The organism is Natronomonas salina (assembly GCF_013391105.1).
Lineage (GTDB): Archaea > Halobacteriota > Halobacteria > Halobacteriales > Haloarculaceae > Natronomonas > Natronomonas salina.
This window is the reverse complement of the sequence record NZ_CP058335.1, coordinates 1,056,011-1,067,808: the sequence shown is the minus strand read 5'-3', so window position 1 is coordinate 1,067,808 and position 11,798 is coordinate 1,056,011. Positions and strand designations below refer to the sequence as shown.

Here is an 11,798-nt window from a genome sequence, read left to right as displayed (position 1 = left end):
CCCGGTGCTGCCGATATGAACGTCGCCGACATCAAGGAGGAACACGATCACCCGTCCTGGTTCACCGCCGCCGGGACGTTCGCCGCCTACGGCGTCGTCCTCGTCGCGATGACGCTCGTGCTGTTCGGACTGCCGTGGCTCATCTTCTCGCTGCTGTAAACCACTTTTTGAACGCTCCGGCGGTTTGGCAGCGGAGCCGCCGAACACGCCCCACGCGTAGCGGCTTCGCCGTGGTTCGAGAGAGCGAAGCTCTCTCGTCATCACGAAAGTCGCCGCAGGCGGCTTTCGAACGACCACGTCGCTCGGTTGCGGGCCTCCGGCCCGCACCCGGTTGGCGGCCCACAGGCCGCCTCCAGTCCGCTCGCGCTACGGCGACTCGACCTCCGGCCTCGTCGCCGCGAACTGCCTCGGGGGCGTTCTTCGAACGCCCCGCCCGGCGAATGCTGGACATCGATCGTTGTACCGGTCGGTATAGGCAATGAATAGTCCGAAGACAGGGGGGGCGAGGGGATGAGGGAGGAGGATTGTATTGCCTGCCGCCTCTTGAATGTCTAACGGATACCCACCCGCCCTGATATACCATAGGAGGACAACACGTAACAACCCGGGTGTTTAGGAAGGGCTACACACGTTGGGTGTTTGACAGGTGTCTGTTACGCAGCCTCTGTCGTGGTGGTCGCTTTTCCCCAGTTTGCCCTGGGTCGCGGCCTCCGTCCGCAAACTTCTAACGTGGGCGGCGAAGCCGGCACGCTGACTGAACGAGCGCCGCAGGCGCTCGCGAAGGAGGTGCAGAACGTGGCTAGGCGAACGTCCGGGAGACCTCGTCGGCCTCGTCGTCGGTCTGCTGGATCTTCTCCCAGGCGTGCTCGAAGTCCTCCATCTGGACCTCGAGGCGGTCGTCGCGGATGGCGTACATCCCGGCCTCGGTGCAGATCGCCTTGACGTCGGCGCCGGAGGCCTCGTCGGCCATCTCGGCGAGCGCCGCGAAGTCCACGGTGTCTGCGACGTTCATGTCGCGGGTGTGGATCTCGAAGATGATCTCCCGTCCCTCCTGGTCGGGCTTGGGCACCTCGATGAGGCGGTCGAAGCGACCGGGCCGGAGGATGGCGCGGTCGAGCATGTCGAAGCGGTTGGTGGCGCGATGATGGAGATCTGGCCGCGGTCCTCGAAGCCGTCCATCTCGGAGAGCAGCTGCATCATCGTCCGCTGGACCTCGGCGTCGCCGGAGGTCTTCGACTCGGTTCGCTTGGCCGCGATGGCGTCGATCTCGTCGATGAAGACGACGGCGGGTTCCTGCTGTCGGGCGAGCTCGAAGAGGTCGCGGACGAGCTTTGCGCCCTCGCCGATGAACTTGTGGACCAGCTCGGAGCCGGCCATCTTGATGAAGGTCGCGTCGGTCTGGTTGGCGACGGCCTTCGCCAGCATCGTCTTGCCGGTCCCCGGCGGCCCGTAGAGGAGGACGCCCGACGGCGGGTCGATGCCGACCTCGTCGAACATCTCGGGACTCTCGATGGGCATCTCGACGGTCTCTCGTACCTCCTCCATCTGCTCGTCGATGCCGCCGATGTCCTCGTAGGAGACCTCCGGGGAGTGCTCGACCTGCATCACACGAGCGCGGACGTCGGTCTCGTCGTCGAGCTTCTTGACGACGGACAGCGAGTTGTTGACGGCCACGCGGTCGTCGGGGTCGAGGTCCTCGCGCATCTCCTCGGTGACCTCGGTGAGGGCCTCCTGGTTGTTGCCGTGCTGCTTGATGATGACGCCCTCGTCCGTGAGTTCCTGGACGGTGGCGACGAACAGCGGCGACTGCTTGAGCTTCTTGTTCTCGTGGGTGAGCCGCTCGAGCTTCTGCTGGTACTTGTTGTTCTCGGCGTTGGCGTCGAGGAGTTTGTCCCGCATCTCCTCGTTCTGTTGTTCGAGGATCTCGAGACGCTCCTCCAGCGCCTCCACTTTCTCCTGCTGTGACGCGTCGTCCTCGTAGGGGAGGTCGACGTCGTCAACAGTGTCAGTCATCACCGGTGCGTAGCGCCCGTAGTCATAAGAGGCTTCGGGTAGGCTCGACCGCCTGACGGCGCCGAAAATCACCGGTACGGCGTGTCGGCTGCCGGACCATGGAATTACTACTGCGTATGATTCGAAACAGCAAGTATTATCCACTGTCATCCGAAACGGTGGGGTACAATGAGTGCCACCGACGTCCAGGCGGACGACGCGGCGGACTGGGAGTCCGTCGCCGACCTGCCGCCGAGCGCGAAGCTGGTCGCGAAGGTCCTGGAGTACAACGACCGGCTCACCCAGAGCCAGCTGGCCGAGGAGACGATGCTGCCGCCGCGGACGGTCCGCTACGCGCTCACCCGCCTCGAGGAGGTCGACGCCGTCGACTCCCGCTTCTCCTTCACCGACGCCCGCAAGCGCGTCTACGCGCTCGCGCTCGAATCGTAGACACTCTCTAAGTTCGTTCGCCGGTTCGCTATTCCCCGTCCGACCACCGACCGATACTGGGCCCCACGTCGCGCCGAAGCCACCCCGCGGTTTATCCGGGATGCCGAGGCCAGATAGCGGCGTGTCCCCCGGCGCCGACGACGCTGCATCCGAACCCGACGTCGAGCGGCTGAAAGCGGCTCTCGGTCACCTCGCGGGCTCCGACGGCCGAACGGTCATCGAACGGGCCGCGGCGGCCGTCGACGACCTCGAGGCGGCCGCGGTGTTCGTCGAGGAAGTCGGCCTCGGCGAACTCCGGCGGGCTGTTGAGGCGACCGAGGACTCCGAACTCCGAGCACGCGGCGAGCGCGCGCTGTCGGCGTTCCGACTGTTCCGCGTCGCCGCCGCCGGCGACTCGCCCGTCGACCACTTCCACCGCGGTCACGACACCGATTTAAGAGACGCTGTCGAAGGGTCGAGGCAATGACACGGGTGCTTCACACCGGCGACACCCACCTCGGTTACCGGCAGTACCACCTGCCTGAGCGCCGGTCGGACTTCCTCGACGCGTTCCGGCGGGTGGCCGAGGACGCGATCGAACTGGACGTCGACGCTGTCGTCCACGCGGGGGACCTCTTCCACGACCGGCGGCCGGGGCTGCCGGACCTGCTCGGGACGCTCGACGTCCTGGAGACGCTCGACGACGCGGGAGTCCCGTTCCTCGCCGTCGTCGGCAACCACGAGACCAAGCGCGACGCCCAGTGGCTCGACCTCTTCGAGGCGATGGGACTGGCGACCCGCTTGGGCGACGAACCGCTCGTCGTGGGCGACACCGCCTTCTACGGGCTGGACTTCGTCCCGCGCGCCCAGCGCGAGGACCTCGAGTACGACTTCGAACCGCACGACGCCGACCACGCGGCGCTGGTCTCCCACGGGCTCTTCCAGCCGCTCGTCCCCGACTACGGCAACGTCGAGTGGGACGCCGCGGCGGTCCTCTCGGAGTCGACCGTCGACTTCGACGCGATGCTGCTCGGCGACGAGCACGCGCCGACGACCCAGGAGGTCGAGGACACGTGGGTCACCTACTGCGGGTCCACCGAACGCGCGAGCGCCGGCGAGCGCGAGGACCGCGGCTACAACCTCGTCGAGTTCGACGGGGACGCCCGGATCACCCGCCGCGGCCTCGAGACCCGCGAGTTCGTCTTCGTCGACCTCGAACTCGCGGAGGGCGAGGGGTTCGACCGCGTCCGCGAGCGACTCCGCGAGCACGACCTCGAAGGCGCCGTCGTCCACGTCACGCTGGACGGCGACGGCGAGGACGTATCCGCGGCGCGCGTAGAGGCCTTCGCCAGCGACGAAGGGGCGCTCGTCGCGCGGGTGAACGACCACCGCGAGATCAGCGAGGAGGCCGACCTCGAGGTGGCCTTCGCCGACCCCGACGAGGCGGTCCGCGAGCGCGTCCGGGAACTCGGTCTCAGCGACGCGGCCCGCGACCTCGACGAGACCATCCGGGCGAGCAAGGTCGCCGACTCGAACGTCGCCGACGAGGTGGAACGCCGGGTCGCGGACCTGCTGGACGAGCCGGAAGCCTTCGAGTCGGGGCCCGCCGAGGAGCCCGAAACGGCCGCCGACCGGATGGGCGCGGAGACCGACGACGAATCCGATTCGGACGCAGCGGAGGCCGTCGCCGACGCGGGCTCGCAGTCCGCCGACACCGAGACCGGGACAGCCACAGAAGGGACGAAAATCGGGGCGAACGGCGGCGACACCGACACCGAGGCCGCTCCGGACGCCGGTGAATCCGACGCTGGCGAAGACATCGAGAGTGGGGCCGATCCCGACGCTGGCGACGAGGAAGATGGATCGACCGAGGACCAGCCGTCCGACGGGACCGACTCGTCCGATTCGTCCGACTCGGCCGACGCGAGCGAACCCGCACGCCCCGCCCAGGCCGGCGACGGCGACGGACAGGCGTCGATGGAGGACTACCTGTGAGGTTCGAGCGCGTCCGCATCCGGAACTTCAAGTGCTACGCCGACAGCGAACTGGAGCTCCGCTCCGGCGTCACCGTCATCCACGGCGTCAACGGCAGCGGGAAGTCCTCGCTGCTGGAGGCGTGCTTCTTCGCGCTGTACGGCGCCGACGCCATCGACGGCACGCTGGACGACGTCATCTCAAACGACGCAGAGGAGATGGGCGTCGAACTGTGGTTCACCCACGCCGGCGCGGCGTACCACGTCGAGCGCGAGGTCAAGCTCCGCGGCGACACCGCCCAGACGACGACCTGCGTCCTGGAGACGCCGGAGGGGACCATCGAGCAGGTCACCGACGTCGAGGCGCACATCGAGGGCCTGCTGCGGATGGACGCCGAGGCGTTCGTCAACTGCGCGTACGTCCGGCAGGGCGAGGTGAACAAGCTCATCAACGCCTCGCCCGACGAGCGCCAGGACATGATCGACGACCTCCTGCAGCTCGGGAAGCTTGAGGAGTACCGCGAGCGGGCCAGCGACGCCCGGGTGGGCGTCGGCCGCGTGCGCGACGACAAGCAGGGGTCGCTCTCGGAGGTCGCCTCGCAGATCAAGCAGAAGGAGGAGAAGGACCTCCACGAGCGGCTCAACGGCCTGCAGTCGGACCTCGAGTCGGTGCAGGCCGATATCGAGGAGAAAGAGGCCAACCGCGACGAGGCCCGGAAGACCCTCGAGGAGGCCGAGGACGTTCTCGAGGAGTTCGATGAGCGCCGTCAGGAGATATCGGACCTCGAAGAGGAGATCGAGGAGCTGGCCTCGACCATCTCCGAGGCCGAGGGCGAGCGGGAGGCCCTCGCCGAGCGGATCCGTTCGCTCCGGGAGACCACCGAGACCCTCCGGGAAGAGCTCGATGAGACCGTCGACGAGACGGAACTGGAGTCGCCCGAGGAGGGGGCCGTAGAGGCCCGGCTCGACGAACTCGAGGGGGAGGCCGAGGAGATCCGCGACGCCATCGAGGAGCGGCGGCTCGAGGCCCAGGAGCACGCCAGCGAGGCCGAGACGAAGCGCGAGCGGGCCGAGGAGCTCCGCGAGCAGGCGGCCGACGCGCGCGACGAGGCGGACGACCTCGAGTCCGAGGTGGAGGCGGCCCGGGAGAAGCTCGACGAACGCCGCGAGCAGCTCGACGACCTCGGCGAAGAGATCGAGGCACTGGACGAGGAACTGGCCGAGGCGCCGGTCGACCGCGACGAGGTCGACGCCCACCGCGAGTCCGTCGGCGAGGCGCTGACCGAGTCGAAGGAGGAGGTTGCGGAGCTCCGCGCGGAGCTGAAGAACGCCCGCGCGACCGTCGAGGAGGCCGAGGCGCTGCTGGCGGAGGGCAAGTGCCCCGAGTGCGGCCAGCCGGTCGACGGGTCGCCGCACGTCGAGACCATCGACGAGGACCGCGAACGCGTCGAGGAACTCGAGTCCGACCTGGCGGCCGCCGAGGAGCGCGTCGAGGAGCTGGAGGCGAAACGCGAGCGCGCGGTCGCGCTGGTCGAGACCGCCTCGGAGCTGTCGCGGCTGGAGGAACAGCGCGGGAACGTCCGGTCGCTCGTCGAGCAGCGCGAGGAGACCCTCGAGGAGAAGGTCGACCGCGCCGCGGAGCTCCGCGAGGAGGCCGAGGAGTACGAGTCGGCCGCGGAGTCGGCGATAGAGGCGGCCGAATCCGCCGAGGAAGCCGCCACCGAGGCCCGGGAGACCATCGGCGAGCTGAACGGGACGAAGGCGTCACTCGACGAGCGCCGCGAGCGGCTGCAGCGGGTCGCGGACCTGCTGGACGACGTCGCGGAGAACGAGTCGGAGATCGAGACGCTGCGGGAGCGCCGCGACAACCGGGCGGAGCTGAACGACGAGCGCCGCGAGCGCCTCGCCGAGAAGCGCGAGCGGAAGACCGAACTCGAGGCGGCCTTCGACGAGTCGGCGCTGCAGCAGGCGAAGCAGGACCGCAAGAAGGCGAAGAGCTACCTCGACGACGTCGAGCCGTACCTGGAGAACAAGCGGGAGCGCCGCGACGAGCTCCAGAACGCCATCGGGGCCGTCGAGAACGAGCTCGAGGAACTCGAGGAGCTCCGGGACCGCCGCGAGGAGCTCCGCGCGACCGTCGACCGGCTGGACTCGCTGTACGACGAGGCCTACGAGCTCCAGCAGACCTACGCGGACCTCCGGTCGGAGCTCCGCCAGCGGAACGTCCAGAAGCTGGAGGCGATGCTCAACGAGACGTTCCGGCTGGTCTACCAGAACGACTCCTACGCGCGAATCGAGCTGGACGGCGACTACGAGCTGACGGTCTACCAGAAGGACGGGACGCCGCTGGACCCCGAGCAGCTCTCGGGCGGCGAGCGCGCGCTGTTCAACCTCTCGCTGCGCTGTGCCATCTACCGGTTGCTCTCGGAGGGCATCGAGGGGCAGGCGCCGACGCCGCCGCTCATCCTCGACGAGCCGACGGTGTTCCTCGACTCCGGGCACGTCTCGAAGCTGGTCGAACTCGTGGAGTCGATGACCGACCACGGTGTCGACCAGATCATCGTCGTCAGCCACGACGAGGAGCTGGTCGGCGCGGCCGACGACCTCGTCGCGGTGCACAAGGACCCGACGACGAACCGCTCGACGGTGGAGCGGTCGGCGACCGTCGAGGCGCTGACGTAGCCGTCAGTCGTCGCTGCCGTCGCCGCGCAGGGCGTCGAGGCCCTCGCTGGCCAGGTCGGTCGTCGCGTAGCCGCGCTCGCCGGCGACGTCGGCCTCCTCGACCAGGCCGGCCGCACGGAGTTCGGCGAACGTGCCGTGGACGTCGGACTCACAGAGGTCGTAGCTGCCGAGGATCTCCCGGACCGAGAGCGGTCCACGCTCGTCCAGTTCCAGGAGGGCGCCGAGGGTCCGCTCGGAGTGGACGGCGGTGAGGACGCGTCGGGTGGGCTCGGGGACCGCGCGGGCGGCGACGGCCAGCGGCGAGTCGCCGGTCGCGGTGAGTTCGTCGTTCGGGAGGTACCGCTCCTCGCCGGTCTCGGGGTCGCGGACGCGGCTGGACTCGCCTGACTGCTTGACGAGCAGGTACCGGTCGCCGTCGTGCTCGACGGTCCTCATGGCTCGCCCTCCTCTTGCTTTCCTTCCTCTTCCGAGTCGGCGGATTCGTCGTCGCTCCGCTGGTAGCCGAAGTAGAACCGTGCGGCGAAGACGGCGGCGACGGTCCCGACGAGGAGCGCGCCGCCGCCGTTGGTCCAGTCGCCGCGGAAGTAGACGAGCATCGCGCCGATGGCCAGCGCCGCGAGCGCGACGTTGAGGAAGACGGCGGCCCCCCAGAACGCCGTCACGAGTTCGTCGTCCACCTCGTCGATGTTCGCGAAGGACTCCTCGAGGTCGGGTTCGACGTCCGGCGCCTCCGGGACGTCGGGGCCGAGGCTGTCGGGGTCGAACTCCTCGGGTTCGTCGGGGCCGCTCTCTCCAAAGGGGTCCACGGCGGGAGGTGGGGCCCGCGGGACGAAAAGTTACGCGGCATCGTCCAGGCCACCGCTCCGAACAGACGCCCCCCGAGTTTCGACCGAAAGGATATAAATATAGCCTCTGATTTCTTCGTATGAATCGCCGTGCCCTCCTCTCGTCGCTCGGTGCGCTCACTGTCTCGGGCCTTTCCGGGTGTTCGTCGTCAGAAGAAGAGGAAGAGCAACCGCCCGCCGGGAGTGTCCGTTTCAGCAATCGCCACGACCTTCCACACGTGGTCGGATTCACGATTACGAACATCGGGACCGAGATCGACCACTCGTCGGACGATTCGGTGGTGACCGGCGACACGCGGCTCTCACTTCCGATCCACAAGAAGGACCTGTCCACCTCGGTCTCGATCGCTCCCGACGAAACGTCGCTCTACCCCGGTGCCTTCTCCAAACGAGCGAGTGATGCGCTCTATTATGCGGTCGAGTTCAGCTTGGATGGGTCCGTTCCAGAGAGGGGAGAACCGATTCCGTTCAGTCCAGCTCCGAGCGATGACGAACGGTGTTTCCTCGAGGTATCGATAGGGGCGTCGGGAAGTCTCTCCCCCGGGATCACCAAAACCGAAAACGAGGGCGAATATTCGTGATCAGGATGAGCGCACATCTGTAGCGACCATCGTCAGCGGGACAGACGACCGACCGTTCGGCAGAACCAGGGCCCCGCAGAGCGGGGACGCAACTGAACTAGCCAAGAGCAATAGCACGACCCACTGAGTGGGGCTGTACGAAGTGCCAGGAAGACGAGTGCGAGGGAACCGAGATTACGCGGCCTCGTCGAGGTCGACGACGGTCTCCGCCTGCAGCCACGCGAGGGGGTTCTCCGCGTCGTAGAACACCACACCCTCCTCCGTCTCGTAGGACTCCGTCGTCTCGACGGCGTCGGCCACCACGGGTTCCGTACGCTCGTCCGCGCTGTCCTGCTCGGCCTTCGTGTCAGGGTCAGGCATGGTGTTTCTCCATCCTGTGGTACCGGGTGTCAATGTAAATCCCTTGTGCCCGTGTCACTTCGTGATTCGTCCGCCGATTCGGGTGCGTCCACTCAAGTGGCTCCGGCGGACCACCGGGGTTTTTACCGGGGAGGGCCAAGGAGTGGAAACCATGGAACAGGGCCAAGGAAAGCTGTCCGACTTCGGCGCCGGCGACCGGCCCGCCGAGGAGGCGGCCGCCATCGCCGGCGCGGACGGCGGCGGGGACGCCAGCGTCGTCGACGTCTCCGACCACCGCTTCCCCGACGCCGACGGGGAGGTGGCCTTCTCCGTCACGCAGGTCGACTACACCATCGAGGGGAGCGGGAACGACGAGCACCCGGTCCTCCACGTCTTCGGTCGGACCGAGGACCACGACACCGTCCACGCGCGCGTCTACGGCTTCCGCCCGTACTTCTACACGCCGGTCTCGGACCTCGACCTCGCGGTCGACGCCGAGGAGCCGCTCTCGGTGTCGGACGTCGTCGACTCGCGGCTGGACGAGGACCGCCTCACCGGCGTCGAGACCTACGGCGACCTCGAGGAGGAGGGCGAGGACGTCGGCGACCGCGCGGACGACGAGCTCGTGGTCTACGAGTCCATCCGCGGCGAGGAACTCGCGAAGGTCTTCGGCCAGACGCCCCGCGACGTCGGGCAACTGCGGGACCGCTTCGACCACTACGAGGCTGACATCCTCTTCCCGAACCGCCTGCTCATCGACAAGGACATCACGAGCGGCGTCCGGGTGCCGGTCCGGGAACTCGACGACGGGAGCCTCAAGATCCACCACACCGAGATCGAGACGACCGACCTGACGGTCTCCCCACGGGTCCACACCCTCGACATCGAGGTCGACGACCGCCACGGCTTCCCGGAGGACGGCGAACAGACCATCATCTGCCTGACGTCTCACGACTCCGGCCGCGACGAGTACGTCGTCTGGCTCTACGAGTCCCCCGAGGGCGTCCCCGGCCCCGAGGCAGTCGCTGGCTACGAACCGATCGGCGACGGCGAGGTCGACGTCGACGTCCGGGCGTTCTCCGAGGAGGCCGACATGCTCGTCGACTACCTCGACTACGTCGACGAGACGGACCCCGACGTCCTGACGGGCTGGAACTTCGACGACTTCGACGCACCCTATCTAATCGACCGCATCGACCGCCTGCAGGGACGACACGACCGGCTTAACTCCGACCGGCTCTCGCGTGTCGACGAGGTGTGGGACTCCGGCTGGGGCGGTCCGGACGTGAAGGGCCGGGTCGTCTTCGACCTCCTCTACGCCTACCAGCGGACGCAGTTCTCCGAACTCGACTCCTACCGGCTGGACGCCGTCGGCGAGGAGGAACTCGGCGTCGGCAAGGAGCGCTACACCGGCGACATCGGCGACCTCTGGGAGGAGGACCCCGAGCGCCTCCTGGAGTACAACCTCCGGGACGTCGAGCTCTGCGTCGAGCTCGACCGCAAGCAGAACATCGTCCCGTTCTGGGTCGAGGTCGCCTCCTTCGTCGGCTGCAAGCTCGAGGACGCGACGACGCCCGGCGACGCCGTCGACATGTACGTCCTCCACAAGATCCACGGCGAGTACGCACTCCCGTCGAAGGGCCAGCAGGAGAGCGAGGACTACGAGGGCGGCGCCGTCTTCGACCCCATCTCCGGCGTCAAGGAGATGGTCTCGGTGTTGGACCTGAAGTCCCTCTACCCGATGTGCATGGTCACCATCAACGCCTCGCCGGAGACGAAGGTCGACCCCGAGCGCTACGACGGGGAGACCTACGTCGCGCCCAACGGCACCCACTTCCGCAAGGAGCCGGACGGCATGATCCGGGCGATGGTCGACGAGCTGCTGGAGGAGCGCGAGCAGAAGAAGTCCCTCCGCAACGAGAACGACCCCGGCTCCGACGCCTACGAGACCTACGACCGCCAGCAGGCGGCGGTGAAGGTCATCATGAACTCACTGTACGGCGTGCTGGGCTGGGACCGGTTCCGGCTGTACGACAAGGAGATGGGCGCGGCCGTGACCGCCACGGGCCGGGACGTCATCGAGTTCACGGAGTCGGCCGCAGCAGAGCTCGACAAGGAGGTCATCTACGGCGACACAGACTCGGTCATGCTGGAGCTCGGCAGTGACGTCTCGAAGGAGGACGCCATCGAGCAGTCCTTCGAGATCGAGGAGCACATCAACGCGGCCTACGACGAGTTCGCCGCCGAACTGAACGCCGAGGACCACCGCTTCGAGATCGAGTTCGAGAAGCTCTACCGGCGGTTCTTCCAGGCCGGCAAGAAGAAGCGCTACGCCGGCCACATCGTCTGGAAGGAGGGCAAGGACGTCGACGACATCGACATCACGGGCTTCGAGTACAAGCGCTCGGACATCGCGCCGATCACCAAGGAGGTCCAGAAGCGGGTCCTCGAGATGATCGTCACCGGCGAGGACCCCGAGGGCATCAAGGACTACGTCCACGAGGTCATCCAGCGGGTCCAGGCCGGCGAGGTGAGCCTCGACGAGATCGGCATCCCCGGCGGCATCGGCAAGAAGCTCGACAACTACGACACCGACACGGCGCAGGTCCGCGGCGCGAAGTACGCGAACCTCCTGCTCGGGACGAACTTCGCCAGCGGGTCGAAGCCCAAGCGGCTCTACCTGAAGAAGGTCCACCCCGAGTTCTTCCGGGGGGTCGAGTCGGAGATGGGGCTGGACCCCTCCGAGGACCCCCTGTACGGCGAGTTCAAGCGCGATCCGGACGTCATCTGCTTCGAGTTCGACGACCAGGTGCCCGACGCCTTCGAGGTCGACTACGAGAAGATGCTCGACAAGACGCTGAAGGGCCCCATCGCGCGCATCCTGGAGGCCATGGACATCTCCTGGGACGAAGTAAAGAGTGGGCAAGAGCAGACTGGCCTGGGCTCCTTCATGTAGG

General features: G+C 67.5%; 10 protein-coding genes and 1 pseudogene. 7 read left to right on the top strand and 4 right to left on the bottom strand.

Features of this window, described 5'->3' with window-relative positions; all coding sequences use genetic code 11:
- The first annotated feature begins 15 nt into the window (after positions 1–15).
- Positions 16–159 carry a hypothetical protein gene (locus HWV07_RS05915; RefSeq protein WP_178333411.1) on the top strand — a complete coding sequence of 48 codons (144 nt, stop codon included), beginning with the start codon at positions 16–18 and terminating at the stop codon, positions 157–159.
- A 640-nt stretch (positions 160–799) separates the two neighbouring features.
- Here the strand turns inward: HWV07_RS05915 and pan1 are convergent.
- Positions 800–2,013, bottom strand: a pseudogene (pan1, locus tag HWV07_RS05910) (proteasome-activating nucleotidase Pan1).
- A gap of 168 nt (positions 2,014–2,181) precedes the next feature.
- On the opposite strand from pan1, the gene HWV07_RS05905 reads away from it, so the two are divergent.
- From HWV07_RS05905 to rad50, 4 genes are all read left to right on the top strand, one after another.
- Positions 2,182–2,442: a winged helix-turn-helix domain-containing protein gene (locus HWV07_RS05905; protein ID WP_178333410.1), complete on the top strand. Its 261-nt coding sequence runs from the start codon at positions 2,182–2,184 to the stop codon at positions 2,440–2,442.
- 121 nt (positions 2,443–2,563) lie between these two features.
- Positions 2,564–2,908, top strand: coding sequence for a DUF7966 family protein (locus HWV07_RS05900; protein ID WP_178333409.1), 345 nt, complete (start codon positions 2,564–2,566; stop codon positions 2,906–2,908).
- A complete protein-coding gene (gene mre11, locus HWV07_RS05895) occupies positions 2,905–4,416 on the top strand; it encodes a DNA double-strand break repair protein Mre11 (RefSeq protein ID WP_178333408.1) in 1,512 nt (503 codons plus the stop codon). Before HWV07_RS05900 ends, mre11 begins: the two co-directional genes overlap by 4 nt.
- Entirely contained in the window at positions 4,413–7,076 is a 2,664-nt protein-coding gene (rad50, locus tag HWV07_RS05890; protein ID WP_178333407.1) for a DNA double-strand break repair ATPase Rad50, read from the top strand. The genes mre11 and rad50 overlap by 4 nt, the downstream gene beginning before the upstream one ends.
- A 3-nt stretch (positions 7,077–7,079) precedes the next feature.
- Here rad50 and HWV07_RS05885 read toward each other — a convergent pair whose 3' ends face one another.
- Complete coding sequence (locus HWV07_RS05885; RefSeq protein WP_178333406.1) at positions 7,080–7,511, bottom strand: DUF7346 family protein; 432 nt, start codon at positions 7,509–7,511, stop codon at positions 7,080–7,082.
- A complete protein-coding gene (locus HWV07_RS05880; protein ID WP_178333405.1) occupies positions 7,508–7,882 on the bottom strand; it encodes a DUF7322 domain-containing protein in 375 nt (124 codons plus the stop codon). Before HWV07_RS05880 ends, HWV07_RS05885 begins: the two co-directional genes overlap by 4 nt.
- A 119-nt stretch (positions 7,883–8,001) precedes the next feature.
- Between HWV07_RS05880 and HWV07_RS05875 the strand changes: the two genes are divergently transcribed.
- A complete protein-coding gene (locus HWV07_RS05875) occupies positions 8,002–8,502 on the top strand; it encodes a hypothetical protein (protein ID WP_178333404.1) in 501 nt (166 codons plus the stop codon).
- Between the two features lie 174 nt (positions 8,503–8,676).
- On the opposite strand, the gene HWV07_RS05870 is transcribed toward HWV07_RS05875, so the two are convergent.
- Positions 8,677–8,862 (bottom strand): DUF7331 family protein, encoded by a 186-nt coding sequence (locus HWV07_RS05870; protein WP_178333403.1) that lies wholly within the window; start codon positions 8,860–8,862, stop codon positions 8,677–8,679.
- Between the two features lie 151 nt (positions 8,863–9,013).
- On the opposite strand from HWV07_RS05870, the gene HWV07_RS05865 reads away from it, so the two are divergent.
- Complete coding sequence (locus tag HWV07_RS05865; protein ID WP_178333402.1) at positions 9,014–11,797, top strand: DNA-directed DNA polymerase; 2,784 nt, start codon at positions 9,014–9,016, stop codon at positions 11,795–11,797.
- The last annotated feature ends 1 nt before the right edge of the window (position 11,798 follow it).

Bases quoted from the DNA above. Each gene is read 5' to 3' on its own strand.
- HWV07_RS05915 (WP_178333411.1), top strand. From the start codon at position 16: ATGAACGTCGCCGACATCAAGGAGGAACACGATCACCCGTCCTGGTTC.
- HWV07_RS05905 (WP_178333410.1), top strand. From the start codon at position 2,182: ATGAGTGCCACCGACGTCCAGGCGGACGACGCGGCGGACTGGGAGTCC.
- mre11 (WP_178333408.1), top strand. From the start codon at position 2,905: ATGACACGGGTGCTTCACACCGGCGACACCCACCTCGGTTACCGGCAG.
- HWV07_RS05885 (WP_178333406.1), bottom strand. From the start codon at position 7,511: ATGAGGACCGTCGAGCACGACGGCGACCGGTACCTGCTCGTCAAGCAG.
- HWV07_RS05875 (WP_178333404.1), top strand. From the start codon at position 8,002: ATGAATCGCCGTGCCCTCCTCTCGTCGCTCGGTGCGCTCACTGTCTCG.
- HWV07_RS05870 (WP_178333403.1), bottom strand. From the start codon at position 8,862: ATGCCTGACCCTGACACGAAGGCCGAGCAGGACAGCGCGGACGAGCGT.
- HWV07_RS05865 (WP_178333402.1), top strand. From the start codon at position 9,014: ATGGAACAGGGCCAAGGAAAGCTGTCCGACTTCGGCGCCGGCGACCGG.